General features: G+C 42.7%; 22 protein-coding genes, 2 pseudogenes and 2 riboswitches. Of the genes and pseudogenes, 19 read left to right on the top strand and 5 right to left on the bottom strand.

The window, feature by feature from the left end:
* The first annotated feature begins 324 nt into the window (after positions 1 to 324).
* Positions 325 to 1,767, top strand: coding sequence for a SulP family inorganic anion transporter (locus tag JCM21738_RS14675; protein WP_023626296.1), 1,443 nt, complete (start codon positions 325 to 327; stop codon positions 1,765 to 1,767).
* A 16-nt stretch (positions 1,768 to 1,783) separates the two neighbouring features.
* Positions 1,784 to 2,206: a universal stress protein gene (locus JCM21738_RS14670; protein WP_023626295.1), complete on the top strand. Its 423-nt coding sequence runs from the start codon at positions 1,784 to 1,786 to the stop codon at positions 2,204 to 2,206.
* A gap of 76 nt (positions 2,207 to 2,282) precedes the next feature.
* On the opposite strand, the gene JCM21738_RS14665 is transcribed toward JCM21738_RS14670, so the two are convergent.
* On the bottom strand, positions 2,283 to 2,468 hold the full coding sequence (locus tag JCM21738_RS14665; RefSeq protein WP_023626294.1) for a hypothetical protein: 186 nt from the start codon (positions 2,466 to 2,468) through the stop codon (positions 2,283 to 2,285).
* A gap of 188 nt (positions 2,469 to 2,656) precedes the next feature.
* On the opposite strand from JCM21738_RS14665, the gene JCM21738_RS27440 reads away from it, so the two are divergent.
* The 5 genes from JCM21738_RS27440 (at position 2,657) to ltaS (ending at position 8,048) form a co-directional block, all read left to right on the top strand.
* Entirely contained in the window at positions 2,657 to 3,460 is an 804-nt protein-coding gene (locus JCM21738_RS27440) for a helicase domain-containing protein (RefSeq protein WP_369385755.1), read from the top strand.
* The gene (locus JCM21738_RS27435; protein WP_369385754.1) at positions 3,417 to 4,388 is read left to right on the top strand and encodes a helicase domain-containing protein; all 972 of its coding nucleotides are present in this window, start codon (positions 3,417 to 3,419) and stop codon (positions 4,386 to 4,388) included. Before JCM21738_RS27440 ends, JCM21738_RS27435 begins: the two co-directional genes overlap by 44 nt.
* Positions 4,349 to 4,981: a 3'-5' exonuclease gene (locus JCM21738_RS27430; RefSeq protein ID WP_369385756.1), complete on the top strand. Its 633-nt coding sequence runs from the start codon at positions 4,349 to 4,351 to the stop codon at positions 4,979 to 4,981. Before JCM21738_RS27435 ends, JCM21738_RS27430 begins: the two co-directional genes overlap by 40 nt.
* A gap of 149 nt (positions 4,982 to 5,130) precedes the next feature.
* Complete coding sequence (locus JCM21738_RS14655; RefSeq protein ID WP_023626292.1) at positions 5,131 to 5,937, top strand: SIR2 family protein; 807 nt, start codon at positions 5,131 to 5,133, stop codon at positions 5,935 to 5,937.
* Between the two features lie 161 nt (positions 5,938 to 6,098).
* On the top strand, positions 6,099 to 8,048 hold the full coding sequence (gene ltaS, locus JCM21738_RS14650; protein ID WP_023626291.1) for a lipoteichoic acid synthase: 1,950 nt from the start codon (positions 6,099 to 6,101) through the stop codon (positions 8,046 to 8,048).
* Positions 8,049 to 8,316: 268 nt separating this feature from the next.
* On the opposite strand, the gene JCM21738_RS14645 is transcribed toward ltaS, so the two are convergent.
* On the bottom strand, positions 8,317 to 8,817 hold the full coding sequence (locus tag JCM21738_RS14645) for an IS3 family transposase (RefSeq protein WP_081742138.1): 501 nt from the start codon (positions 8,815 to 8,817) through the stop codon (positions 8,317 to 8,319).
* A gap of 384 nt (positions 8,818 to 9,201) precedes the next feature.
* Between JCM21738_RS14645 and JCM21738_RS14640 the strand changes: the two genes are divergently transcribed.
* Positions 9,202 to 9,903 (top strand): hypothetical protein, encoded by a 702-nt coding sequence (locus tag JCM21738_RS14640; protein ID WP_023626289.1) that lies wholly within the window; start codon positions 9,202 to 9,204, stop codon positions 9,901 to 9,903.
* Positions 9,904 to 10,235: 332 nt separating this feature from the next.
* On the opposite strand, the gene JCM21738_RS14630 is transcribed toward JCM21738_RS14640, so the two are convergent.
* Positions 10,236 to 10,760 carry an ECF transporter S component gene (locus tag JCM21738_RS14630; RefSeq protein ID WP_023626287.1) on the bottom strand — a complete coding sequence of 175 codons (525 nt, stop codon included), beginning with the start codon at positions 10,758 to 10,760 and terminating at the stop codon, positions 10,236 to 10,238.
* A gap of 379 nt (positions 10,761 to 11,139) precedes the next feature.
* Between JCM21738_RS14630 and JCM21738_RS14625 the strand changes: the two genes are divergently transcribed.
* Positions 11,140 to 12,132, top strand: coding sequence for an ABC transporter substrate-binding protein (locus JCM21738_RS14625; RefSeq protein ID WP_023626286.1), 993 nt, complete (start codon positions 11,140 to 11,142; stop codon positions 12,130 to 12,132).
* Positions 12,133 to 12,238: 106 nt separating this feature from the next.
* Here the strand turns inward: JCM21738_RS14625 and JCM21738_RS14620 are convergent, their stop codons facing one another.
* The gene (locus JCM21738_RS14620) at positions 12,239 to 12,424 is read right to left on the bottom strand and encodes a hypothetical protein (protein WP_023626285.1); all 186 of its coding nucleotides are present in this window, start codon (positions 12,422 to 12,424) and stop codon (positions 12,239 to 12,241) included.
* Positions 12,425 to 12,615: 191 nt separating this feature from the next.
* Here JCM21738_RS14620 and JCM21738_RS22580 point away from each other — a divergent pair, with 191 nt between their 5' ends.
* The 3 genes from JCM21738_RS22580 to JCM21738_RS14610 all read left to right on the top strand — a co-directional run bounded on the left by JCM21738_RS22580 (position 12,616) and on the right by JCM21738_RS14610 (position 14,648).
* Positions 12,616 to 13,161, top strand: a complete 546-nt coding sequence (locus JCM21738_RS22580; RefSeq protein WP_052019732.1) for an esterase/lipase family protein — start codon at positions 12,616 to 12,618, stop codon at positions 13,159 to 13,161.
* Positions 13,158 to 14,054, top strand: coding sequence for a hypothetical protein (locus tag JCM21738_RS22575; RefSeq protein WP_052019730.1), 897 nt, complete (start codon positions 13,158 to 13,160; stop codon positions 14,052 to 14,054). The genes JCM21738_RS22580 and JCM21738_RS22575 overlap by 4 nt, the downstream gene beginning before the upstream one ends.
* 219 nt (positions 14,055 to 14,273) lie before the next feature.
* Entirely contained in the window at positions 14,274 to 14,648 is a 375-nt protein-coding gene (locus JCM21738_RS14610; RefSeq protein WP_023626283.1) for a hypothetical protein, read from the top strand.
* Here JCM21738_RS14610 and JCM21738_RS14605 read toward each other — a convergent pair.
* The gene (locus tag JCM21738_RS14605; RefSeq protein ID WP_035209582.1) at positions 14,645 to 14,908 is read right to left on the bottom strand and encodes a hypothetical protein; all 264 of its coding nucleotides are present in this window, start codon (positions 14,906 to 14,908) and stop codon (positions 14,645 to 14,647) included. The genes JCM21738_RS14610 and JCM21738_RS14605 overlap by 4 nt on opposite strands.
* A 231-nt stretch (positions 14,909 to 15,139) precedes the next feature.
* On the opposite strand from JCM21738_RS14605, the pseudogene JCM21738_RS14600 reads away from it, so the two are divergent.
* The 7 genes and pseudogenes from JCM21738_RS14600 to ptsG all read left to right on the top strand — a co-directional run bounded on the left by JCM21738_RS14600 (position 15,140) and on the right by ptsG (position 26,204).
* Positions 15,140 to 16,080: pseudogene (locus tag JCM21738_RS14600) on the top strand (AAA family ATPase).
* Position 16,081: 1 nt separating this feature from the next.
* A complete protein-coding gene (locus tag JCM21738_RS14595; protein ID WP_023626281.1) occupies positions 16,082 to 17,299 on the top strand; it encodes a DUF58 domain-containing protein in 1,218 nt (405 codons plus the stop codon).
* Complete coding sequence (locus JCM21738_RS14590; RefSeq protein WP_023626280.1) at positions 17,296 to 19,512, top strand: transglutaminaseTgpA domain-containing protein; 2,217 nt, start codon at positions 17,296 to 17,298, stop codon at positions 19,510 to 19,512. Before JCM21738_RS14595 ends, JCM21738_RS14590 begins: the two co-directional genes overlap by 4 nt.
* Positions 19,513 to 19,543: 31 nt before the next feature.
* A riboswitch (purine riboswitch) is annotated at positions 19,544 to 19,645 on the top strand.
* Positions 19,646 to 19,785: 140 nt separating this feature from the next.
* Positions 19,786 to 21,332, top strand: a pseudogene (guaA, locus tag JCM21738_RS14585) (glutamine-hydrolyzing GMP synthase).
* A gap of 83 nt (positions 21,333 to 21,415) precedes the next feature.
* Positions 21,416 to 21,517: riboswitch (purine riboswitch) on the top strand.
* Positions 21,518 to 21,638: 121 nt separating this feature from the next.
* Positions 21,639 to 22,970, top strand: coding sequence for an NCS2 family permease (locus JCM21738_RS14575; protein ID WP_023626277.1), 1,332 nt, complete (start codon positions 21,639 to 21,641; stop codon positions 22,968 to 22,970).
* A 134-nt stretch (positions 22,971 to 23,104) separates the two neighbouring features.
* A complete protein-coding gene (glcT, locus tag JCM21738_RS14570; protein WP_023626276.1) occupies positions 23,105 to 23,947 on the top strand; it encodes a glucose PTS transporter transcription antiterminator GlcT in 843 nt (280 codons plus the stop codon).
* Positions 23,948 to 24,128: 181 nt separating this feature from the next.
* On the top strand, positions 24,129 to 26,204 hold the full coding sequence (gene ptsG, locus JCM21738_RS14565; RefSeq protein WP_023626275.1) for a glucose-specific PTS transporter subunit IIBC: 2,076 nt from the start codon (positions 24,129 to 24,131) through the stop codon (positions 26,202 to 26,204).
* The last annotated feature ends 261 nt before the right edge of the window (positions 26,205 to 26,465 follow it).

Here is a 26,465-nt window from a genome sequence, read left to right as displayed (position 1 = left end):
GTTTCGTCTCCTAGAAACTCCGAAACTTCAACTCCGCCGGCAGAAGCAAAAAGCGCTTCTTTGTCGGAGTCTCCAGTTTCTGCGTTTCTTGGCAGTCGGCTATACTTTTCGGTTTCGGTCCGCCCAATGAAGTCAAAGAATGACTTCACTGGTCGGCCCTCCAGCGCTTGTCGGGGCTGAACGATGCGATTGCGCTTTTTGTTCTTTATGAGTTTAATTTGCTCCTATTCAGTGAAAGAGTAAATGTAGCAAAATTTGGCGGATGATTGTTCACATGGTTTTTGGCTGGCTACACAAAATAATAATACATAAGGAGGGGCCTAAATGCAGAGCTATTTAAATTCTTGGTTTGGAAATGTTAAAGCAGAGATCTTGGCTGGAATTGTTGTTGCGATTGCCCTAATTCCAGAAGCCATTGCTTTTTCAATAATTTCGGGTGTTGATCCTATGGTAGGATTGTACGCTTCCTTTACCATCGCTGTTGTTATTGCACTGGTAGGTGGCAGGCCGGGGATGATATCTGGGGCAACTGGAGCAATGGCCTTATTATTCATAGATCTTGTAGCCGAGCACGGTCTTCAATATCTTTTGGCCGCGACAATATTAACGGGTATTCTTCAAATCTTGTTTGGTGTATTTAAACTTGCGAGATATATGAAATTCATTCCTCGCTCAGTTATGGTAGGATTCGTTAATGCTCTTGCCATATTGATTTTTATGTCTCAGCTGGATTACTTTGTGGATGCACCAGTAATGGTGTATATGTTATCGGGATTGACGTTATTGATTATCTATCTATTGCCTTACATAACAAAAGCGATTCCCTCTACGCTGGTCGCTATTGTGATTGTAACAGCCATTGTCATCTTTGTTGGAATCGACGTCCGATCAGTCGGGGATATGGGTTCACTTAGCAAAACACTTCCAATCTTTTTGATACCTGAAATCCCGTTGTCATTAGAAACTCTCATGATTATCCTTCCATACTCGCTGGCATTAGCTTTAGTTGGCCTGTTAGAGTCATTATTGACGGCCACAATCGTTGACGATATGACTGATTCCGAAAGTGACAAAGATACTGAAAGCAGAGGACAAGGAATCGCCAATATCGTCACTGGTTTTTTTGGCGGGATGGCTGGGTGTGCTATGATTGGCCAATCTGTCATAAATATAAAATCAGGTGGACGTGCAAGACTGTCCTCATTTGTATCCGGAGTAGTATTGATCCTCTTCATTGTCATGCTGGGTGATATTGTGGCGCAAATCCCGATGGCAGCACTGGCAGGAGTCATGATTATGGTTGCCATCAGCACTTTTGACTGGAATTCAGTAAAAACTCTCCATCTATTGCCAAAAACCGATGCAATTGTTATGGTAGTAACAGTAATGACTGTTGTTTTCACCCATAATTTAGCTATTGGTGTTTTTACCGGAATCTTGCTAAGTGCAATTTTCTTTGTATCAAAGATTTCTGAAGTAGAAGTGAAAAGCTCCCTTCAACAAGATACTCGCATTTATAAAGTCCGCGGGGAATTGTTTTTTGCATCTGTGACCGAACTCATTAAGAAGTTTGATTATAAAGAGGATGTAGAATTTGTAGAAGTGAATTTAAGCAAATCCCATCTATGGGATGATTCTGCAGTAGCAGCAATCGATAAAATCGTTTACAAGTTTGAGGAAAATGGAAAGAAGATCCTTGTAACCGGAATGAATCAGGAAAGCTCAGACTTGGCTGAGAAACTGGCCAATAAACTGGGTTCACATTAATAAAGAGGTGATAGAAATGTATCAAAAAATCCTTTTAGCAGCTGACGGTTCCGATCACTCTGAGCGTGCGGCTGATCACGCAATCATGATCGCAAAATGCCAGGGTGATGACGCAAAAATTGAAATCGTTTATGCGGTTGATGGTGACAGTTCAAAGTCTGATGTCCTTAGCAATTGGAACTCGGCAAATATCAATGACAAAAGAAAAGAGCGATTAAAGAAAATTGAACAGAAAGCAAGGACTTCAGGTGTGAGTTTTGAAATCAAAATCCTTCATGGTGAACCTGGTCTTGCGGTGGTGGACTACACAAACAAAAATAAGTTTGATCTGGTTGTCATCGGCAGCAGAGGATTGAATGGATTGCAAGAATTGATGTTGGGCAGCGTAAGCCATAAAGTTGCTAAAAGGGCAAATTGTCCGGTTATGATTGTAAAATAAGAGAAAAGGACGCTTAGAGCGTTCTTTTTTGATTTATCTTATAAGAAATTATAAAACTTTTTACTTAGATTAGTGTCTAGCTCCAGCGCCTTGCCCCTCGAGTCGCTTGTCTAGTTTCGCCTCCTAGAAACTCTGAAACTTCAACTCCGCCGGCAGAAGCAAAAAGCGCTTCTTTGTCGGAGTCTCCAGTTTCTGCGTTTCTGGGCAGTCGGCTATACTTTTCGGTTTCGGTCCGCCCAATGAAGTCAAAGAACGACTTCACTGGTCGGCCCTCCAGCGCTTGTCGGGGATGACCAAGGCGGTTGCGCTTTTCTATTTGCCTGCTAATTCTGTCTGTGGTATAGTCGAGTTGTTTTTACCTATTTACCTTCGAAGTTCTTCTATTTCTCCCAGAATAAAATCAAAAATTTCACCAATAAAAATTGATATGAATGGAGGTAATAAACACAGATGACTGAAAAATATAAAACCTCAATTCTGGACCATGCTGATTATCAGAAAGAGGTTGAACGGCTGGAGTTTACGAAATTATATATAAAAACAATACTTGAAGCATCGAGAGAAAATAAGCAATCTTTTACCGAAAATATAAAACAGGCATTTGTTGACCTGGATTATCTTGACAGCAGTTTGAGTTATATCAATATTTTAACGAATGCCAAGTTTTTGGAACTTGCTGGAAATGAACTTGAGCGTTTAGAAAGCATATTGAACAAACCGTATTTCTCGAGAATCAATTTTAAAAAGCAGGAAGATGAAGTAGAGGAGATTCTTTATATTGGAAAAACCTCTTTATATGACCGGGAAAACCAGATGCCAATCATCGTGGACTGGAGATCGCCGATCGCGAATGTTTATTATGATGGACGTTTGGGTGAGGTCAGTTATGAGGTGAATGGCGAACAGCGGGAGGGTTATCTTTCACTGAAACGTCAATATGAGATTGAGGAAGGAAAGCTGAAGGCTTTCCATGACATAGACTTAACGACCCATGATGACTTGCTGCAGAAATCATTGTCCGGGAAAGCTGACAACAGACTTACGGAAATCGTGACGACGATTCAAAAGGAACAAAATGAAGTCATTCGTGCGTCCCTTCAGCACCCGATCATTGTCCAGGGAGCAGCAGGAAGCGGTAAAACAACCATCGCCCTTCATCGCATCTCGTATTTCCTTTATACATTTGGTGAGCGGTTCAGCCGGAAAGCTGATGATTCTTGCGCCAAACAGGCTTTTCATCGACTATATATCTGATGTGCTTCCAGAGCTGGGTGTCGGAAAAATCAACCAGACAACCTATACTGATTACATTCGAGCTGCTCTTGGCAAGAAGATTAAGGTCATTCCACCTGAGAAGAAGCTGCTTGCACTGGTAGAAGGAAAGACAAAGGATGAAAGAATAAGCAAAATTTCAACCTATAAAGGGTCTCTGGAATTTAAAGCCGTCCTGGATGCTTATATAAAAGATATAGAAAAGAAGTTGGCACCTACTGAAGATTTCTTTGTTGATAAATACCGGTTGATGAAGTCCCAGAAGCTAAGAAGGCTGTTTCTTAAGGAATATCGCTATCTGCCTGTATATAGCCGAGTGGAGAAAATAAAACAGCTTTTGACTCATCATGTAAAAACAAAGAAAACCCAGATTCTCACAAGGTTCGAGGAAAAATATGAGGAAGCTTTAGAGAAAGCATTGTACGGAATCAAGGATGATGAAAAGAGAAGAAAGAAAGTAGTTGCCTTGATGGATGGAAAGGAGAAAAGGAACGAACAGCTCCAATCTTCGATCAAAATCGCTGTCAAATCGTATATGAATACCTTTGAGAAAAAGGATATTTATACTTTATATCAGGAATTAATGACGTCCGAGGAGTTATTGGCTGCTTATACAGTTGACATGTCTGCAGAGGAAATCAAACAGCTCGCAAATTATTCGAGCAGCATTTTTCAAAAGAAAGCATATGAACTTGAAGATCTGGCTCCATTGTTCTACCTTAAAGTCAAGTTGCTTGGCATAGATGAAAAACATAAGATGAAAAGTGTTTTTATTGATGAAGCTCAGGATTACAGTTATTTTCAATTTATAGCTCTTAAAGAAGGGTTTGATACGAATCTCTTTACGATTGTCGGCGATTTGGCCAGGGTATCCATGCATATCGCGGCACAAGGAGCTGGGAGCCGTTAACGGAGAAAATCTTCCCTGAAGCGAATTATTTAACGCTCCAAAAAAGCTATCGTACGACGGTTGAAATTATGGAACTGGCGAACGATATTCTCGCCATCATGGATGAAGAGCTACCCCAGGTAGAACCGGTGGTAAGGAGTGGGCCTAAGCCGGTGTTCCATCAGGTGAATCAGTCTGACCAGGAAGAGATGGCAAGCGTGATTGAAAAGGATATTAGAGTTTTACATGAAGAAAATCTGAATTCCATCGCGATTATTGGCCGAACGGCAAGCGAATGCAACAGGATAAAAAAGATTATGGAAAAAAGCGATTTGCCACTTCAACTACTGAATGAACAGGAAGATATGATTAAAGGCCAAATTGCAATCGTACCTGCATACCTGTCGAAAGGGCTCGAGTTTGACGCAGTGTTAATGGTATCCATTGATGAACCTTATTCTGAGAAAGAACTAGATATTAAACTGCTTTATGTCGGAATGACAAGACCGATGCACAGACTTCTATTGTATGGAGCTGCTCCGTCCTCTTTCTTGCTAGATCGTATAGATCCAATTCATATAGAGGTAAAAGGAACAATGCAAAAAACACACTAAAAGATGCATTAGTGTGTTTTTTGGTACCTTTTTCATCTTGGTATTGCCTATATTACTTTGCCATACAGCAATCGCCTGATTTAACCGTTCGTCGGATTTCCATTCTGACAGTTTAGACTACCTTAACTTTTTGATGAAGGGGTGCGTTTATGCTAAATGAATTAGGTCAATTATTGAAAGAAAATAATGTCATTCTCTTCGTGGGTTCTGGGATCTCTAAAAACTTAGGGTTGCCTACCTATGGTGAATTGATTAATCAAATGGCCAGCCAGCTCGGATTTGACCCTGAAGTTCTTAATGCCTGGGGAAATAACGATTTTTTAATCTTAGCCGAGTATTACTTTCATCAAAAGGGTTCTTTAGGTGAACTTAGGAGTTGGATGGATCGAAAGTGGCATAATCCTAATATAGATATTGGGCAATCAGAAATTCATAAACTCATTGTAGAAATTGGCTTTCCGATTATCTACACTACCAACTTTGATAGATGGCTGGAGTATGCATACGATTATTATAAAAGGGATTATATAAAGATTACCAATATGGTGGACATAGCCAGAATTAAAGAAAATACACCACAGATCATCAAATTTCATGGTGATTTTGACCATGATTCATCCATTGTGTTAACCGAATCCAGCTTTTTTAATAGACTGGATTTTGAATCACCATTAGATATTAAGCTTCGTTCAGATTCATTAGGGAAATCAATTTTATTTATTGGATATAGTTTGTCAGATATTAACATAAGGTATATGTTATATAAATTACAAAAACAATGGGAAGAATCCCGATATGAAAACTTACGGCCAAAGTCATTTATTTTTTTAGTAGACCCTAATCCTGTTAAAGAAAGACTGTTGAAAGAGCGAGGAATCATTCCCATTGTTTATCAAAAGGAGGAACCAGGCGAAGCATTAATACAGTTCTTGAAGGATTTAAAGAAAATTCTATAACTTTAATAATTTACTATATGGTTAATTACCAGTACCAAAACAGTTCATTTTTGGGTGAATCCGTGTTAAACTCTTTTTATCTTTAATTGACCATCAGTTTCTCTTTTAATAAGACCTTGAATAATATGACGTGGCTATCTAAAGAAGAAAGAAGGGTAGAAATGAATACGCTATTTAATAATAAGATAACGGATAAATTTGGTTTCTTTTTCATCACTGCAGTCGTTTTCCTTTGGTTAAAAACATACTTTGTTCAATTAACCCAATTTAATTTGGGGATTGAAAATAACATTCAGCAAATTTTGCTTTTCCTGAATCCGCTGGGTTCGTCACTGTTATTTTTAGGATTTGCTTTTTTATTCAAGGGGCGAATGAAGTTTATTTCATTAATAGTAATTGATTTATTCATGTCAGTTCTTTTATTTGCGAATGTTCTATATTATCGTTTTTTCAATGATTTCATAACATTGCCGACCTTAACCCAGACCCAGAACTTTGGGGATGTCAGCGGAAGTATTGGTACTCTTTTAAAACCATCAGATGTGCTATTCTTTGCTGATGTAATTGTGATCCTGGCTTTGCTTACATTTAATTTTAAGAGAATAGAAGTAAAAAATATTGCTGCACGAAAGGTAACTGCACTGCTGTTGTTCGCTTTAAGCATATCAGGCATAAATCTGGCAATTGCAGAAATTGATCGTCCTCAATTATTGACAAGAGGGTTTGACCGCAATTACATTGTAAAATATTTAGGAATGTATAACTATACGATTTATGATGCTGTCCAAAGTTCAAAGGCCCACGCACAGAGGGCTTTGGCAGACAGTAATGATACTACGGAGATCATTAACTTCACCAAGTCCAATCATGCTGAGCCAAACCCAAAATACTTTGGTGCAGGTAAAGGGATGAATGTAATTTATGTACACATGGAATCCATTCAAAATTTCCTGATTGATTATGAATTGCACGGAGAAGAAGTCACACCGTTCCTAAATTCCTTAACGAATGAAAAAAACACACTATATTTTGATAATTTCTTTCATCAAACAGCCCAAGGTAAAACTGCTGATGCGGAATACATGGTAGCAAATTCACTATATGGATTGCCTCAAGGTTCAGCTTTTACTACCAAAGGTTTAAATACCTATCAGGCTGTTCCTGCAATTCTAAGCCAGAAGCAAGGATACACATCTGCAGTGTTCCATGGTAATACGGGCAGCTTTTGGAACAGGGATGAAATCTATAAATCACTGGGATATGATAAGTTTTATGATTCCAGTTATTATGATATGAAATCAGACGATCTAGCTGATTATGGATTGATGGATAAACCATTCTTTGAACAATCCAAGCCTTATATAGAGTCATTGCCGCAGCCATTTTATGCAAATTTCATTACGGTTACTCACCATTTTCCGTTTAAAATAAAAGAAGAAGAAGCAACGCTTGAAAAGCACACGACTGGAAACAAAATTGTGGATAATTACTTCCAGACAGCGAGATATGCGGATGAAGCTCTTGAACAATTCTTTGGATATTTAAAGGAATCTGGTTTATATGATAATTCCATTATTATAATGTATGGTGATCACTACGGAATTTCCAATAATCACAATGAGGCTATGAAGGAAGTAATCGGAAAAGAAATCACACCGTATGAAAGTGCGGGATTGCAGCGCACGCCTTTATTCATTCGTGTGCCTGGAATGGAAGGCGGAGAGAACCATGAGTATGCTGGTCAAATTGATCTTCTCCCGACGCTTCTCCATTTGCTGGGTATCAGCACGAAAGAATATGTGCATTTTGGAACCGATATTTTGTCAGAAAAGCATGATGAATTAGTGCCATTTAGGAACGGAGATTTCGTCAGTCCTGAGGTCACCTCTGCGGATGGTAAATATTACGATTCCACTACGGGTCAGTTGCTGACAGAAGACAAGTTAGAAGAAGCAAAAAGATTGCACGAAGTAGCGGAACAAAAACTGGCATTCTCAGATAAAGTCGTAAATGGGGATTTGCTGCGCTTTTATGCACCTAAAGACTTTATTAAGGTTGATCGTTCTAAATACAACTATAAACGAGTTGAGGATATAAAAAACGAAGAATAGGGCTCCGGTTATTGTGAAAATCCAAAAACTCTACAAAGGTAACACTGTTATGACCGGTAAGAATTATCTCCATTTTAAGAACAAAAACCATTCGTATTATTCCTAACGAATTTACTTCAGAGGTGCAAACATAATAAAACACAAAGAAAAACGCACTTGAATTCTAGACTGACATAGCGATTTGAGACACATATAAAACACCTCTTTAGGCTGCTTGCGCCCCAAATTCTTTTGGCGTCAGGTAGCCTAATTTTTCTAGGATCCTTTCTTAGTGGTAATAGCGCATGTATTCATTGACCTTCTCCACGACATGGATATTTTGCATTGAATTGAATTTGACATACTGAAATTCCTCCGATTTGATATTGGAATGGAACGATTCAATGACTGCATTATCCCAACAGTTTCCACGCCGAGACATACTGCTCACAAGGTGATTCTCCTTGACCAAATCCTGGTACGCATACGAGGTATAGACGCTTCCTTGGTCGGAGTGGATGATGACGCCTTCCGGGTTCCCACGCATCTCCAATGCTTCTTTCAACGTATCGATGACCAGCGTCGTTTGTTGATGATCGTACATCTTGTATGCGACAATTTCATTATTGAACAGGTCCATGATCGTTGACAGGTACATCGTGGAACTTCCGTACTGAATATACGTGATGTTCGTCACCCATTTTTGATTTGGCGCAGAAGCCGTGAAATTGCGCTGCAGAAGATTTGGCGCCACAATAACGGATTCGCCTTGTCTATAGGTGCTTTTTATTTGTGCTGGCTAAGAAATAATGTCAGTATTTTTTTGGAAAAAATGTGGAACTTTTGTAAAATAAACTTGAGTTTGTGAAGGTATTTACTTAAACTAATGGGGTGCTTTAGTGAAATAAGATAATACAAAACAGGCTTAGAGTTGAAAATAACTCTAAGCCTTTTTGCCCGTGAAATGTATTGTGGTTTGTGTTGTGAAATATCCTGCTATTTGCCCTGCGATTTAACGTTTTGCACCTCACAAGTAAACCCGTTATATTATTCCACGAATGGTTTTTGTTGTTTAAATTTCTTTTCGACTTTTCTGGTGGAATATGAATCTGAGCGATATGACTCTTGCAAATTTAGTCAATAACCTTCATATTTGAAGTAGGGGAGGTGCGATATGCGAAACGATATACAGCCGAATGAGCAGGCATTCTCAACAAAAGAAGTGGCAGAGGAAGTAGGGATTGCTACTCCCACTGTCCGAAAGTATGGCCAAATTCTGGAACGAAACGGTTACGAGTTTTTGAAAGATGGTGACCGGCGTATCTTTGTTCAATCAGATATTCAAGCGCTTATAGCGCTTCGCGATACGGACAAACCGTTGGATGATACAGCTAAAAAACTCGTCGTCCAGCAAAAGGAAAGACTGGAAGAGCCAGAGGGAACGGAAATAGCGCTCAGCGATACAGCCGATAATCTGCCGCAGGACCCGAATCAACTAAAAGAGCTTTTGCTTTTTGTCGCTAATGAACTTGCAGCTGCGCGTGAAATGAATATTCAGCTCAAAAACGATATGGCCCAGATGAAAATAACTGTGGCCCAGCTCCAGCAGGACCATCATGTTATCAGCTCCAGTATTGGGAATTCTGCACAAAGAACAAATGCGAAGATTGAGAGAATCATTGAACAGCAAGATGCCCATTACGAGAGCTTGCTGCAGCAGGAAAGGGAAAGAAGCGAACTTCTGCAAAAAGAGATACAAAAAATGCGGGAGGAACAAAAGAGTGAGTGGAATTCCCAAAACGATTTTAACAAACGTCTGGAAGAAGAAATCCAGAAAAGAAAATGGGGATGGCTAACAGCAATATTCAGGAAATAAGGGGATAACCCTGTTTTATGATGCAGCGTATTGCTGGCCTGCTGGCCGATATAAAAAAGTATGATTGGTATAACGTGAGGTTAGTGCATATATCGCCTGACGATACGCTATTTAAAAATCAAGTTTTAAAGCCTCAAGACAGGAGTTATGTCATCCTGCTTTCAAAATTCAACAATTTCCCGAGGAATATCTACAAGTTTTGAATGGGTATCGACAAAATTATCAGGTCGTTTAAAGGAAATGGAATCCATCATTTTCTCTACGATGAACTGAATACATAATAAAGCCCCCTATGGAGGAGCAACTCCATAGGGGCTTTTATGTCGCTTATCCTATAAAAATTTCTTCATGCGTCCTGCAAGTGGTACGACAATCAGACCTGCAATCAATACCTGCAATACATTGCCTGGGATTGATCCGAATGGCTGGATCCAGTTGCCGTAAAGGACTACTTCAGTAAAATAGTAGCCTACGATTTTAATGAGAAGGGCAACGAAAACTGCCATAGAGTATACTAACACTTTCTTGCCAGGCATTTTTTCAGCAATCAAACCAGCTACATAGCCCATCGCGCCAACGATAACGAAAGTGAACGGCGCCCACAATGCCCAGCCGGAGATAATGTCGAACAAGCCCATGCCGAACGCTCCTGCTATCGCACCTGTTTTCCTGCCGTAGACGAAAGCGGCAATAAATAAAGGGATATTACCCATATGGATTAGGCCGCCATTGCCCATGATTGGAAGCCTGATGTTAATGAACATGGTTGCTACAACAGTCAAAGCAATGAAAAGTGCATTGATGACTAAAACTTTTGTTTTAGTTGTTTCTTTGGTTGATGAAAATGCTGCATTCATTTGGAAACCTCTTTCTTTGTTCAGGACTTTTTCGTATGCCTCGAAACTTCCTTTTTACTTACTATCATACTCCTTATTGGTAACTTAATAAATACATAATAATATACACTTGTACAGAATTTGGGGTATTTAATTCATCCCTTTTGGCAGATATGAATCGAAGCGTTGGCTTCGGGAAACATAACGATTTCTTAAGTGGAAATCGATCGTGGAGAGTTGGCTGAAGTGAATAAATTTGAAATTAATATTGTCCTGAAGCAGTGCGTGTGTTAATATCAGAATATTAAAAATAATATAAAAATTATTAAGGAGGACCAATGGACATATCATTCACCAAGACGATACATAACATTTTTCGTGAATTTGTGGAGGATGAAGGATGAAGAAGAGTTTGGCAGTTATATTAACTGGTGCTATGCTGTTGCTCGGTGCATGCGGAGGAAGTAACCAGGCGAGCGGAGACAAGAAAGAAAAGATGGTTAAGATCGGAATTACCCAGATTGTCGAGCATCCATCTCTGGATGCGACAAGAGAGGGCTTTATTGCTGCTCTTAAGGATGCAGGCTATGAAGAAGGCAAGAATCTCAAGCTGGATTACCAGAATGCACAGGGGGACATGAATAACAATGCATCGATTGCCCAAAAACTGGTTTCAGATAAGAATGATCTTATTTTAGCGATTGCGACACCTAGTGCCCAGGCGGCAGTCCAAGCGACGAAGGATATACCGATTCTGTTCTCAGCAATTACCGATCCAGTCTCTGCCGAACTTGTACAAAGTCTGGAAAAGCCCGGCGGAAATACGACTGGAACATCTGATACTCATCCAGATGCCATCAAGAATACAATTGCTGCGATCAAGAAATTCATTCCTGAGGCGAAAAAGGTCGGTATCATTTATAACAATGGTGAGCCAAACTCTGTCATAAATGTTAAAAATGCAAAGGAAGCGATCAAGGAAGCAGGGCTAGAAGCGGTGGAAACAACCATATCAACGAGCTCTGAAGTCAAGCAGGCGGCTGAATCGATGGTCGGCCGTGTTGACGTGCTGTATATACCAAAGGATAACACTGTTGTAGCTGCGCTTGAATCTGTCATCGCGGTAGCAAATGACAAGGACATTCCAACCTTTTCCGGTGATGGGGATTCGGTAAAACGCGGAACGTTTGCTTCCTATGGATTTGATTATCATGACTTGGGCTACACGACTGGTAAAATGGCAGTCGAAATCCTTAAGGGTAAAAAGCCGAGCGAAATACCTGTCGGCTTTCCTGAAAACCTGGAACTTATCGTCAATAAGAAAGCAGCTAAGGAGGAAGGAATCACACTGACTGAGGAAATGCTCAAGGACGCCAAGATTGTAGGAGAGTAATATGGAAAGGCCTGTCAGATTTTTGGCAGGCTCTTCTTATTTAATAGGAAATTATAGGAAATTATAAAATATATTCAATGTGGATAACTATCCAGGTTTTCTTAATCTAGCTCCAGCGCCTAGCCCCTTGAGTCGCTTGTCTAGTTTCGCCTCCTAGAAACTCCGAAACTTCAACTCCGCCGGCAGAAGCAAAAAGCGCTTCTTTGTCGGAGTCTCCAGTTTCTGCGTTTCTTGGCAGTCGGCTATACTTTTCGATTTCGATTCGCCCGATGAAGTCAAAGAGCGACTTCACCGGTCGGCCCTCCAACGCTTGTCGGGGCTGACCAAGCGCTTGCGCTTTTCTTATGCAACAGACCGGATAATACTATTTTCCTAATCTAAATGAACCGAAATACCCTTCTAATTAGCACGATAACATAATACTTTTTAAAGATGTGCGAAAAAAAAGGGAGGGATATGGGTTTGCGAAGGAGTAAGAGAATAATGTCATTATTGATGGTTTTAATGCTGATGGTGCCGGTTGCTGCAAAAGCGGGGGATTTTGGTGGCGGTTCTTCCGGGACACCTGGAACATGGTATGTAGGTTCTAACCCGTCATGGGTGGATTCTGCCAAAGCGCCGATTGTGTTCATTCATGGCTACAACAGTTCCGCTTCTGTGTGGTGGAACGGCAATGATATGTATCAAACCGCCCTGGCCAATGGTTATCAAACAGCCTTCATCGACCTTTATTCGGAAAAGGATATGTGGGATAACGGCGCGATGCTGGCCGGTAAGCTGAAACAAATTTATGAGTATTTCGGTAATAAAAAGCTTGTGATGGTTGGCCATAGCAAAGGCGGGTTGATACCCAGACAGCGCTCGTCCATTACGGCGCGCACCAGTATGTATCAAATGTCATCACCCTGTCCTCTCCGCATCGCGGCACACAGCTGTCAGACCTGGCCCACAGCAGTTCAGCCTGGTGGCTGGCAGCATTACTTGGAAACAATAATGATGCAACGCGTTCACTTCAAACAGGAAATATGAGTTATTTCCGGAGCATTACAGATAGCCATTCGAACGTTTCAAAGAACCGCTACTATACACTCGGCGGTTATAAATGGGGCTCGTTCGGCAGTGCTTTATATTGGGGCGGACTGTATTTGAGCAGCTATGGCTCCAATGACGGTGTCGTCACAGTCGCCAGCTCTCGTTTGACGGGCGGAACAATCATCCGGGAAGGTGCATGGAACCATACGACCATTCGCGAAGGCTCACATACTTTTTCGGTATTCAAGCCATATACAATGTCAGAACAGCCAGCAGTTGCAAGTTCATTTTCAGCAGCCGAGAGCATCGTGACAGAACCCGATACAAACCAGATTGTCAAAGGCGGTCAAGCTGAAAAAGCGATACAGGAAAGCTTCGTGATTGAAGATGGAGCAGAAAGCTTCCAAATGGCATTTCTCAGTGAAAGGAAAATGGCTTCACTGAAACTGAAGGGACCAGATGGACAGGAGTATAAGGCAGCAAAAATCGAAAAGGATAAGGGTGACTTCTTTAAAGGAGCCTGGGTCCATACGTTTGTTATCACAAAACCAGAGGATGGAAGATGGCAGGTGACAGGATCAGCCGCGGCATACCTGCTAGTGGTCGGCATTGACAGTCCTCTTGATGGTGAATTGAAAAAGGATAAAAATCAAAGTGTGAAAGCATCCTATAAAACGAAGTGGATTAAATATGATCGAGATGGCAAAAAGAAGCTAAAAGAAGCAGGAAAAGGCTCCAAAGCAGGCAAGGTGCTTGATGGTGAGCTCACCGATCCAGGTGTATACAACCTGACAACAGAAATCACCGGAGTTGACGCTAAAGGTAAGCCGTTCGAAAGGACCATCATTGAATCCATCTATGTTGATGAGAATGGAAAGACTCATAGATAGAGCGGAAATAATATCAAAATTCAGGAGGCGGCTGGAATCTCAGCCGTCTCCTGAATTAAAGAATAGGGATGAACAACAGCAAGAATTTTAGAACAATCTCCTGCTATTACTTGGCAGTGTATAAGTCTAATAGCCTAATTTTTACATAAGGTATTGAGTGGCTGGGTGATTGGCCGATATAGAAGATAAGCAGAGTTTTTACACCAGGAGGAGAAAGTAATGCACGTATTGGACTTGATTGCCAGGATCAACAATTGTGTCGAGGAACTCGATTTTGCTGCCGCAAGAATGTATATGGAAGAGAACATTGATGTCCTGAACGAGAATCGCAGCCGTTTAAAGTCAAATGCGCGGGAATTGCTTGAGTTTTTGACGAAACGGTTGGAAGCTGGGCACCAGCCCCTTACAAGGAAAGACATGGCGGTCATCAATACAGTGAACAGCTATGCTTCAAAGTTTGACTTGAGAGGCTTGAAGGTAATCGTCAGGGATCACTCGCTGTTGTTTTTAAGGAGCGATATCGAAGCATATTTGAATAGCGATGCGAAAATCATCCTTGAGGGCATGGGTGCGATTCCAAAGGCTGCAAGTTAAATAGAATTCATGTGAAAGTTGATGACGCTTCTCGAGACGAGGCCGTTTTTTATTTCTTGATTTTCGGAAAAATTCCAGCTCCAGAGCCTAGCCCCTCGAGTCGCTTGTCTAGTGTCGCCTCCTAGAAACTCCGAAACTTCAACTCCGCCGGCAGAAGCAAAAAGCGCTTCTTTGTCGGAGTCTCCAGTTTCTGCGTTTCTTGGCAGTCGGCTATACTTTTCGATTTCGATCCGCTCAATGAAGTCAAAGAACGACTTCACTGGTCGGCCTCCAGCGCTTGTCGGGGCTGAACGAGGCGCTTGCGCTTTTTGTTCTTCTTATCATGAAACATTTCCCCGAAATCTTCCGTCTATCACTAAGTGGTTATATTTTCATGCTGCATATTACAGGGATTTTACAAAAAATAGCGAATATAGACTTAATGGAGTGAAAAAGTTATTGGTTTACGTAGATAAATAGATTTTAAGGGGGAAATTTGGGTGCGGAATCAGATGAATCCAACAGTTGAAAGGATCTTAGGAAATATTGATAAGGTTATGACGGGTAAGCGTAATGTGGCGGAGCTAAGCTTGATTGCATTGCTTGCCGGCGGCCATGTGCTGCTTGAGGACGTGCCCGGGTCGGTAAGACGATGATGGTTCGTGCATTGGCGAAGTCTGTCAGCGCCAAGTTCAGGAGGATTCAGTTTACACCAGATCTGTTGCCATCTGATGTGACAGGGGTTTCGATTTACAATCCAAAGGAGATGGAATTTGAATTCAGGCCCGGTCCAATCATGGGCAATATCATTCTTGCAGATGAAATCAACAGAACCTCTCCAAAGACACAGTCTGCTCTGCTTGAAGGAATGGAAGAGCATAGTGTGACGGTAGATGGTGTGACGCATTTGCTTGGTAAGCCGTTTTTCGTCATGGCGACACAGAATCCGATTGATTATGAGGGTACCTATCCGCTGCCGGAAGCACAGCTTGACCGTTTTCTGTTAAAAATGAAAATGGGCTATCCTTCCCTGGACGAGGAAATGGAAGTGTTGGTTCGCGCGCAGCGGAGCCTTCCGATTGAAGACTTGCAGCCTGTTGTATCACTCGAAGATCTGCGCGACCTGCAGCAGAGTATCAAAGAAGTGGTAGTAGACGATACGCTCAAGCGATATATTGTGGAATTGGCTAGCCAAACCCGCGGCCATTCAAGTGTCTATCTTGGTGTCAGTCCCCGTGGATCAATCGCTTTGATGAAGGCTGCCCAGGCGTATGCATTCATTTATGAAAGGGATTATGTCATCCCGGATGATATTCAGTACCTTGCTCCATTTGTTTTCGCCCACAGGATCATTTTAAAATCAGAGGCCAGGTTCGAGGGCATTACAACCGAGGATGTCGTCAACAGAGTGTTGGCGAGAGTTCCTGTCCCCGTCCAGAGGCTCGTGAAGTAATATGAAAAAATATTTCCAAAAGTTCAAAGAAATTTGGAAGCTCATCGTTTTACTGTTATTGATCTTGATCACCATTTCCTATGCGATGTTCCAGGGAGGTTTTGTCAGCTGGTTCCTGTTTTACAGCTTCTTGCCATTTGCTCTCTATGCCCTTGGTCTCGCTTTTTATTCCATCAAGGATATCAAGGCGGAAAGGGTATTTACGAAACAGGAATATAACGCTGGAGAGAAGTTCAAAGCTAGCATTGTGCTTGAAAGGAATGTCGGATTCCCTCTGTTTTATGCGATCGGGGAAGAAGAGACCGGTGATACACTTTCGGGGAACAGGGATTTGCAAAAGGCGAAAACGATGTTGTTTCCTGGATTCAGCCGGGTATTCGGTTTTGACTATTCCATTGAAAACCTTCCTCGGGGTGAGCATGCATTAAAAGGCATCAAGTTGAAAACGGGGGATCCGCTCGGATTAATTGAAAAAGAAAAAATATTGCCGGTTGAAAACAAGATTCTCGTTTATCCTGCGTATCAGGATATGGTGTATAGGCCGATTGCCCATCATTTTGACCAGGGAATGACCGCCTCGAAGGAGCGTGTCCAGCGTGATACGTCAATGGCGATTGGGGTTCGTGAATACCAGCCGGGAGATCGATTCTCGTGGATCAACTGGAAGGCGACTGCAAGGCGAAATGACATTATGACGAAGGAATTTGAACAGAGACAGTCACATGATGTGGTCATGTTAATGGATTGTGCCCCTGAACCGCGTTTTGAAGTGGTCGTATCTTTTACAGCTTCGGTGATCAGAGCAATTTTACGAAAAGGTGCACAGGTGGGTTTGATGACATTAAGCACTGAGCGCAAGGCGTTTCCGGCACGAGGCGGGGAAGCCCATCAGCAACAGCTTCTCCATCACCTTGCTAAAATTCAGGATGGGAGTCCCGTGTCGTTTGACCGGGTTCTTGAGGCGGAGAGCTTTTTAGCGCAGCAGAACAACTCAATCATGCTGATTACCGCCCAATTGACGAAAGAGTTGATTGAAAAAGCTGCCTTCTATAATCAAAGAAACGCATCAGTGAGCATTTTCCTGATCAAAAATGGCCAGGAATCCCCAACACAAACGGAGAAGAATTTAAGAGCCTCGGCAACTGCCAGGGGAATCCGGCTTGTCATGGTACATGACGGCCAGTTCGCGGAAGCCTTCTCGGAGGTGAATAGAGGTTGAGGAACGATAAATCCAAAAAAGACGTCACTTTCTTTTTACTGTATATTTTCAGCTTTTTACTGCTATGGGAATGGCTTCGGCCATTGGAGGAGTTGACTGATACTGGCCACTTAGGTGTTTTTCTGGGTTTTGTGTTTGTCGCACTGATGATGTCCTACTTCAATATGCCAATCTTGCCGTCTGCTCTCATAAAAGTCATCATCATCCTTTATTCCGTCCACTTTATGTATTATGAAGGAACATTTTTCAGCCTGGAATGGCTTGGGCAGCTCATCAATGAGATAATCGTGAATTCATTGGTTATCATCAATGCAGAATGGACTGAAATTTCGAATGTGTTTCGGACATTGTTGTTCTTTACCTTGCTTTGGCTGATGGCATATTTGATACAATATTGGCTGATCAACAGGAAACAAATTTTCGTATTTTTCTTCATGACGCTGGTTTATATAACGGTGCTGGATACATTCAGTCCTTATGAAGCGGACGCAGCGATTATCCGGACAGTCATTGCGGGTTTTGCTGTGATGGGGATGCTGGCCTATTACCGGATCGCTGATAGGGAAGTTGTGAAGAAGAACCTCGAAAGTGCGAAAAAATGGATGATACCCCTTGTCGCCATGATCGTCTTGAGTGTGGGGATTGGCTATGCAGCTCCAAAGGCTGATCCGATCTGGCCGGACCCTGTCCCGTTCATTACCTCGTATAATGAGGATTCAGGCGAAGGCAAAGGCGGGGTAAAAAAAGTCGGCTACGGAACGGATGATTCTGCTCTAGGAGGGCCGTTCATCGGAGACGACCGGGTCGTTTTTACTGCTGAAGCAGATGGACGTCATTACTGGCGGATTGAGACAAAGGATGTTTATACGGGGAAAGGATGGGTCACGGACAAAGGCACAATCATGCCGGTAGAATTTTCACCTGAGCAAAACATTCCGATGAAGCCTTTTGAAGAGGAAGTTAAAACGGAACAGCGTTCGAGTAGGGTCACCCCGAAGATTGGGTATCCGCACCTTGTTTATCCGCTCGGCGTGACACAAGTGGAAGCATCTGCAGGGAACTCCACCCTGCAATTCAGTCTAGATCCAACAACAGAGAAAATCACATCGATTGCTGATGGGCAAGCCGGTTCGATTGGGCCATACTCGCTTAACTTTAATCACCCGGTGTATAGTGTCGAGAAGCTTAAGGCAGCCGGACCTGAAGAGCTCGCAGCAGAGTTTGCCTTCGTCTCAAAATACACACAGGTACCAGAAGAGCTTCCAGAGCGGGTAGTTGAGCTTGCCGAGGAAATTACAAAAGACAAAGTGACCTGGCTTGAAAAAGCGCAGGCTATTGAAAAATACTTCCGCTCAAACGAATTTGTATATGATCAAACACTTGTTGCTGTCCCGGAAGAGGACCAGGATTATGTCGATCAATTCCTGTTTGAAACTCAGCGTGGCTATTGCGACAACTTCTCGACATCGATGGTTGTCATGATGCGTTCCGTCGGCATTCCGGCGCGCTGGGTTAAGGGCTATACTGAAGGGGAATATATCGATACACTTGAGAATGGCCGCCGTCTTTATGATGTCACAAACAATAATGCCCACTCCTGGGTAGAGGGATATTTCCCTGGTGTCGGCTGGGTTCCATTTGAGCCGACGCAAGGCTTTTCAAATAACGTTCAATTTGAGTATGATAATAAAGACGACTCACAAACCCAGACGGGTCAAGAAGAAGAGGAAGATACAACACCTGCTGCTCCTGAAAAGCCGGAACTGCCAGAAGAGCAGGCACAGGTTGACAAGCCGAATGTTACTTTTTCAGATGGCATGAAAAATGCAGGAGCATTCCTGAAGGATAACCTGCAGAAAATTCTCCTGACATTACTTGTATTGGGCGTGTTCGCCGCAATCATGTACAAGGTGAGGGTGAAATGGCTTCCTGTCATGTATATCCTTCTCTACAAGTACAAAAAGCAAAACAAATACATGGAAAAAGCCTACATTGCCCTATTGCTGCAGCTGGAAAGATACGGTCTGAAGAGAGAGAAAGGCCAAACACTGCGCGAATATGCCAATTATGTGGACTCGTTCTTCTCGACAAACGAGATGCGCTGGCTAACAGAAAAGTATGAACAGTATCTATACCGTGGCGACATGGCTGAAGAAATGTGGCAGGATGCTAAAAAGTACTGGGAGTTCATGATTCGGAAAGCTAGGGCTTGACCGCTAAAATATTATACTGATACAATGTTTGCAACTATATAGAATAACCCTTCATATATCCTCGATAATATGGTTCGAAAGTATCTACCAAATCACCGGAAATGATTTGACTATGAAGGCAGTTTTCTTTTTTGTTCGTAACGGGCCGGAATTCTGCTTTCCTTTTTTGAGGGTGTAGGATTCTGGCTTTTTAAATGAAAAAAACGCAGATACGGGCATATTAACTACATAAGATTCCAGTTCTGCGTTTCTATTTTATAATGAGGTGACTTTATGAAAACCGAGCTGCAAGACCAGGAAAAGATTATTGTATTAGACTTTGGCAGCCAGTATAACCAGCTGATCACAAGACGGATCAGGGAATTTGGCGTCTACAGCGAATTACATCCACACACGATTACAGCAGCGGAAATCAAGGATATGAATCCAAAGGGAATCATTTTCTCAGGGGGCCCGAATTCTGTCTATGATGAGGGAGCCTTTCGTTGTGATGAGGAGATTTTTGAGCTTGGCCTGCCGATTTTAGGAATCTGCTACGGAATGCAGCTGATGACAATGCATTTTGGCGGAAAGGTTGAGAAGGCGAAGAACCGTGAATATGGAAAAGCTTTGCTGACTCTGCATAACCAGAACAGATTATTTGAAGGAACACCGGGAGAACAGGTTGTCTGGATGAGCCATGGTGACCTAGTTACAATGTCACCGCCGGGTTTTACGGTAGACGGCATAAACCTTCCTGCCCGATCGCGGCAATGAGTGATGAAAGCCGTAAGCTCTATGCTGTTCAGTTCCATCCGGAAGTGCGCCATTCCATCTGCGGAAATGACCTTTTGAAAAACTTCGTCTTCAAAGTTTGCGAATGCGAAGGCAACTGGTCGATGGAAAACTTCATTGAAATTGAGATGGAGAAGATTCGCCAGCTGGTGGGAGACCAAAAAGTTCTTTGCGCACTGAGTGGCGGTGTAGATTCTTCAGTAGTTGCGGTATTGATTCATAAAGCAATCGGCGACCAACTTACATGTATTTTCGTAGACCACGGTTTGTTGCGAAAAGATGAGGCCGATGGTGTCATGAAGACATTCGCAGACGGTTTCAACATGAATGTCATCAAAGTTGATGCGAAAGACCGTTTCCTCAGCAAGCTTGAGGGAGTTTCAGATCCTGAACAGAAGCGTAAGATCATTGGCAATGAATTCATCTATGTATTTGACGATGAAGCCGAAAAGCTGGAAGGCATCGACTTCCTGGCACAGGGAACATTGTATACCGATATTATCGAAAGCGGCACGGCGACAGCGCAGACAATCAAGTCGCACCATAATGTCGGCGGACTGCCAGAAGATATGCAATTCGAGTTGATCGAGCCATTAAATACATTGTTCAAGGATGAAGTCCGTGCCCTTGGCACTGAGCTTGGCCTTCCTGATGAAATCGTCTGGCGACAGCCATTCCCGGGCCCTGGTCTGGGCATCCGTGTCCTTGGGGCTATTTCTGAAGAAAAACTGGAGATTGTTCGGGAATCAGATGCAATCCTTCGTGACGAAATCAAGAAAGCTGGTCTTGACCGTGAAATCTGGCAGTACTTCACCGTCCTGCCTGATATCCGCAGCGTCGGTGTCATGGGCGATGCAAGGACATATGATTACACAATCGGGATCCGTGCGGTAACGTCAATTGATGGAATGACATCAGACTGGGCAAGGATTCCTTGGGATGTTCTCGAGATTATTTCCACCAGGATCGTCAATGAAGTCGATCATGTTAACCGCGTCGTTTACGATATCACAAGCAAACCACCTGCAACTATTGAATGGGAGTAAAATACGAACGATTTAAAAACGAACATGAAAAATGTTCGTTTTTATTGACGAAGGACAAAAGTCTGATAGAATGAAACTGAACTTAATAAATTGTCATAATTCGTCGTATAATCTTGGGGATATGGCCCAAAAGTTTCTACCGAGCTACCGTAAATGGCTTGACTACGAGGTGAAGAATCATGGCTGGCAATCTATCAATTTATTGCCACCGGATTTTCTTGTATGCCTTCAGTCAACGCCCGGTAACCCGAGGCGTTTTTCTTTTTGGCCAGATTTCCTGAATACTATTCAGGGGGAAATGAAAATATGAAGAAGTATTTTGAGTTTGAGAAGCTTGGCACGAACTATCGCCGTGAATTCATTGGCGGGATGACCACATTCCTTGCCATGGCGTACATCCTTATTGTTAATCCCAATATACTTACACTGGCAGACGTACAGGACTTGCCGGAATCATTGAGGATGGATACCGGTGCTGTCTTCGTCGCGACAGCACTTGCTGCAGCAGTCGGTTCCATCATCATGGGCCTAATTGGTAAGTACCCGATCGCCCTCGCTCCTGGAATGGGCTTGAACGCATTCTTCGCTTACACAGTTGTTTTGAGTCATGGAGCACCGTGGCAACATGCACTTGCAGCAGTCTTCCTCTCAAGTGTATTCTTCCTGCTGCTGACGATTTCAGGCTGGCGCGAAAAATTAATCAATGCCATCCCTGTAGAACTTAAGCATGCAGTTGGAGCGGGAATTGGTTTGTTCATCACGTTCATCGGTCTGAAAAATGCAGGTATCATCGTCGATAACCCTGCAACACTCGTGGGCTTAGGCGATTTGACAAACGCCAATACATTGCTTGCACTTTTTGGCTTATTGATTACAGTCATCATGCTGACAAGAGGCATTCATGGCGCGGTCTTCTTTGGGATCATCATTTCCGTCATTGTCGGAATGATTTTCAATCTTATTGAAACACCCGAAAGTGTAGTCGGTGCAGTGCCGAGTGTTGCGCCAACTTTTGGAGCGGTTTTCAGCGCCTTTGGTGAGCCATCTTTCTATACAGCAACAATGCTAGGAATCATCCTGACATTCCTGTTCGTTGATTTCTTTGATAACGCGGGTACTCTTGTAGCGGTTGCCAACCAGGCAGATTTAATGAAGGATAACAAGCTTCCGCGTGCCGGCCGCGCATTGTTTGCCGATTCAATCGCATCACTTGTCGGCTCGATTTTCGGTACGTCAACAACTACTTCATATATCGAATCGTCTGCAGGTGTAGCATCAGGAGCCAGAAGTGGATTTGCGTCACTGGTAACGGCTGGCTTCTTCCTGTTGGCATTGTTCTTTTTCCCGCTGCTCTCAGTCGTTACCTCTGCTGTAACAGCGCCAGCATTGATCATCGTTGGAGTCCTGATGGTTTCATCTCTTGGTAAAATTGAATGGGGCCGATTTGAAATCGCCGTTCCATCATTCCTGACAATGATCGCAATGCCGCTTTCATCCAGCATCGCAACAGGGATTGCAGCAGGTTTCATCTTTTACCCAATCACGATGATTGTTAAAGGGAAGTCAAAAGAAGTACATCCGATTATGTATCTGTTCTTTGTGATTTTCGTGCTCTACTTCGTATTTTTAACAGAATAGTAGAAGGGTTCAGCCTGTGCGGCTGGATCTTTTTTGCCAAAAATTGAGGTGGGTATGAACAACGCTTGAGATTGACTTATAAATCTCCCTTATATACGATGTTTCTATAGAACAAGCTGAAGCGGGGATACAGGATGGACCAAATCGCAGTGAAAAAAGGGTTGAACAATAATGTCATGATAGCGGACCACCCTGCTTTCGGTGAAGTCATCCTGATCGGCAAAGGAATCGGCTTCAACCGGAAAAAGGGTGATTTGATCGAAGAAGGGCAAGCGGAGAAAATGTTTGTCCTAAAGGATGAAAGAGAGCAGGCAAACTACATTAAGTTGTTGCCGTTCGTCGAGAACGATTTGCACGAAGCGATCATTTCTTCTATTGAATTGATCAAAAAGAGAGCAGCTAGCCAATTGAATGAACACATCCATGTCGCGTTGACGGATCACTTGATGTTCGCTGCGAACCGAATTGCGAATGGGCTGGATTTTAAAAATCCATTTATAGTTGAAACGAAGACTCTGTACCCGACTGAGTTCCAGATCGCCAAAGAGGTTGTTCAGCTTCTTAAGGATAAATCAGGGGTTGAATTTCCGGATGGTGAAATAGGTTTCATTGCCCTTCATATTCACAGTGCGGTAATGAATCGGAACTTATCTGATGTGAACAAACATTCGCAGCTTGTGACAAAATTGGTACAAATGATTGAAGAAAACCTGGAAGCTGAAATCGACAAAGAGGGGATTGACTATACCCGGCTCGTGCGCCACATACGCTTCACGATCGAAAGGGTCAATAATGGCGAAACGGTAGAAGAACCAAAAAAATTTGCAACCCTCTTGAAAGAAGAATATCCAGTGTGCTACAATCTTTCATGGAAACTCATTAAAGTGATGCAGCAGACCTTGAAAAAACAAGTATGCGATGCTGAAGCTGTCTATCTGACAATGCATTTGCAAAGGCTTCAGAAAAAAGTTAAATAAGTTATTATTTTTTACGTGTTACTGATTCGATCAGGCATGAGTAAAGAATGTAATTGAAATGGAGTTTTATGGGTAATATATCCGTATGCTTCTTTTCGCTACATCTTTCTCATGCCTTTTTTATTTGTTTTTTTAATGTTTGTAACCGCTTTAGGAGAAAAAAAATTCAGGAGGTATTCCTATGTTTAAGAAAGCTTTTGGTGTTCTTCAAAAAGTAGGTAAAGCGCTCATGCTCCCAGTTGCGCTATTGCCAGCTGCAGGTATCCTGCTTGCTCTTGGTGCAGCGCTTAGAAACCCTGCTTTGCTGGAGCTTGCTCCATTTTTAGATAACAGCAGTGTCGATATGGTTGCTGCTGTCATGCAGAAAGCCGGTGACGTTGTCTTCGGAAACCTGCCGCTCTTGTTCGCGGTCGGAGTAGCTGTTGGTTTGGCTGGCGGTGAAGGTGTTGCTGGCCTTGCAGCGATTATTGGGTACTTGATTATGAATGTAACGATGGGTACAGTTCTGCAAATCACTCCAGATGATGTTAACGGTCTTAACTACCAAAACATTCTTGGTATTCCAACCCTGCAAACTGGTGTATTCGGCGGTATCATCGTAGGTATAATTGCCGCTGCTCTTTACAATAAGTTCTTTGAAATTGAGTTGCCTTCCTATCTTGGATTCTTCGCCGGAAAGCGTTTCGTACCGATCATCACAGCAGGAACTGCAATCCTGCTAGGTTTGGTGATGCTGGTCGTCTGGCCGCCAATCCAAAATGGCCTAAATGCGTTCTCGCAAAACATGGTTCACGCCAACTTGACACTATCAGCATTTATCTTTGGTGTAGTTGAACGTTCATTGATTCCATTTGGCTTGCATCATATCTTCTATTCACCATTCTGGTATGAATTTGGCCAGTATACTACTTTGGCTGGCGATGTTGTCCGTGGTGACCAGCGGATTTTCATGGCGCAGATTGGGGATAACGTAGAAGACCTGACTGCTGGTACGTTCATGACTGGTAAATTCCCGTTCATGATGTTTGGTCTTCCAGCAGCAGCGTTGGCAATTTATCACGAGGCACGTCCTGAAAGAAAAGTAATAGTCGGTGGCTTGATGGTATCTGCTGCATTGACTTCATTCTTGACAGGGATCACAGAACCGCTTGAGTTCTCATTCTTATTCGTGGCGCCAGTACTATTCGGAGTACACGCAATCTTTGCGGGTCTGTCTTTCATGACTATGCACATTTTAGATGTAAAAATCGGTATGACTTTCTCGGGTGGTCTAATTGACTACATCCTGTTCGGTCTGATCAATCCACAAACAAATGCATGGATTGTCATTCCGGTTGGTTTAGTTTTCGCAGTTATTTACTACTTCGGTTTCCGATTCGCAATCCGCAAGTTTAACCTGATGACACCTGGCCGTGAAGCGGTTGAAGAAGGTCAGGAAGAAGGCGGAGCAAAAGGAAAAGCTAGCGACCTTCCATATGAAGTACTTGATGCAATGGGCGGCAAAGAAAACATCGCTCACCTTGATGCATGTATCACACGACTTCGTGTATCTGTAAATGACATTAACAACGTCGATAAAGATCGCCTGAAAAAGTTGGGTGCTGCCGGAGTGCTTGAAGTCGGCAACAACATCCAGGCAATCTTCGGACCGCGTTCTGAGACAATTAAAGGTCAAATGAGAGATATCATGAACGGAAAAAGGCCTCGTCCGGTGGAAACGAACCAGGCAGCAGAAGTTGAACAGCAAATTGAAGAAGTAAACCCAGAGGCGTTGCAGACTCACCATGATGCAGATGCTAATGCAGATGTATTCGTTTCTCCTATTAAAGGTGAAATCCTGCCAATCACAGAAGTGCCTGACCAGGTCTTCTCAGGCAAGATGATGGGCGACGGTTTTGCTATCGTACCTGCTGAAGGTACAGTTGTATCACCGGTAGACGGCAAGATCGTTAACCTGTTCCCAACAAAGCATGCGATTGGAATTCTGTCGGACTCTGGACGGGAAATCCTCATTCATTTTGGTATCGACACAGTGAATTTGAAGGGACAAGGATTCGAAACGCTTGTTTCCGAAAATGACACAGTGGCAAAAGGACAGCCGTTATTGAAGGTGGACCTTGATTACATCAAGAAGAACGCAACATCAATTATCACTCCGATCGTTTTCACCAACCTTTCTGAAGGGGAAAGCATTGTCATTAATAAGAAGGGCAATGTAGATGTGAAAGACGAGAATATCATTACGATTTCTAAATAAGAACTAACTACAGCCGGCCTCCTGTATGGAGGCTGGCTGTTTTAATATATAGTAGAAAAAGAACAGCGGGGTTTTTTCCCAACTTTTTCAAGGTTTAAACATGTTGACTCTGGCATCTCCGGTGATAGTATATAGAAACAGTCGCGAACAGGTTAACAACATTTTGATATTGAAAAAATAAATCAAAAAAAGCTGTTGACATTTGATGCTGTGATATGATAAATTATTAAAGTCGCTTCTGAGCGGCGCGCACAAATTGCT

It is taken from the genome of Mesobacillus boroniphilus JCM 21738 (genome assembly GCF_000517385.1).
In the GTDB taxonomy this organism is placed as follows: Bacteria; Bacillota; Bacilli; order Bacillales; family Cytobacillaceae; genus Mesobacillus; species Mesobacillus boroniphilus.
Note: the sequence above shows the minus strand (reverse complement) of the source record. Positions and strands in the feature narration are given on the sequence as shown.

Excerpts from the sequence above, each read along its gene's own strand:
- JCM21738_RS14610 (WP_023626283.1), top strand. The coding sequence starts at position 14,274 with ATGCACGTATTGGACTTGATTGCCAGGATCAACAATTGTGTCGAGGAA.
- JCM21738_RS22575 (WP_052019730.1), top strand. The coding sequence starts at position 13,158 with ATGAGTTATTTCCGGAGCATTACAGATAGCCATTCGAACGTTTCAAAG.
- ltaS (WP_023626291.1), top strand. The coding sequence starts at position 6,099 with ATGAATACGCTATTTAATAATAAGATAACGGATAAATTTGGTTTCTTT.
- ptsG (WP_023626275.1), top strand. The coding sequence starts at position 24,129 with ATGTTTAAGAAAGCTTTTGGTGTTCTTCAAAAAGTAGGTAAAGCGCTC.
- JCM21738_RS14630 (WP_023626287.1), bottom strand. The coding sequence starts at position 10,760 with ATGAATGCAGCATTTTCATCAACCAAAGAAACAACTAAAACAAAAGTT.
- JCM21738_RS14670 (WP_023626295.1), top strand. The coding sequence starts at position 1,784 with ATGTATCAAAAAATCCTTTTAGCAGCTGACGGTTCCGATCACTCTGAG.
- JCM21738_RS14625 (WP_023626286.1), top strand. The coding sequence starts at position 11,140 with ATGAAGAAGAGTTTGGCAGTTATATTAACTGGTGCTATGCTGTTGCTC.
- JCM21738_RS27440 (WP_369385755.1), top strand. The coding sequence starts at position 2,657 with ATGACTGAAAAATATAAAACCTCAATTCTGGACCATGCTGATTATCAG.
- JCM21738_RS22580 (WP_052019732.1), top strand. The coding sequence starts at position 12,616 with ATGTCATTATTGATGGTTTTAATGCTGATGGTGCCGGTTGCTGCAAAA.
- JCM21738_RS14595 (WP_023626281.1), top strand. The coding sequence starts at position 16,082 with ATGAAAAAATATTTCCAAAAGTTCAAAGAAATTTGGAAGCTCATCGTT.
- JCM21738_RS27435 (WP_369385754.1), top strand. The coding sequence starts at position 3,417 with ATGATTCTTGCGCCAAACAGGCTTTTCATCGACTATATATCTGATGTG.
- glcT (WP_023626276.1), top strand. The coding sequence starts at position 23,105 with ATGGACCAAATCGCAGTGAAAAAAGGGTTGAACAATAATGTCATGATA.
- JCM21738_RS14575 (WP_023626277.1), top strand. The coding sequence starts at position 21,639 with ATGAAGAAGTATTTTGAGTTTGAGAAGCTTGGCACGAACTATCGCCGT.
- JCM21738_RS14655 (WP_023626292.1), top strand. The coding sequence starts at position 5,131 with ATGCTAAATGAATTAGGTCAATTATTGAAAGAAAATAATGTCATTCTC.
- JCM21738_RS14640 (WP_023626289.1), top strand. The coding sequence starts at position 9,202 with ATGCGAAACGATATACAGCCGAATGAGCAGGCATTCTCAACAAAAGAA.
- JCM21738_RS14675 (WP_023626296.1), top strand. The coding sequence starts at position 325 with ATGCAGAGCTATTTAAATTCTTGGTTTGGAAATGTTAAAGCAGAGATC.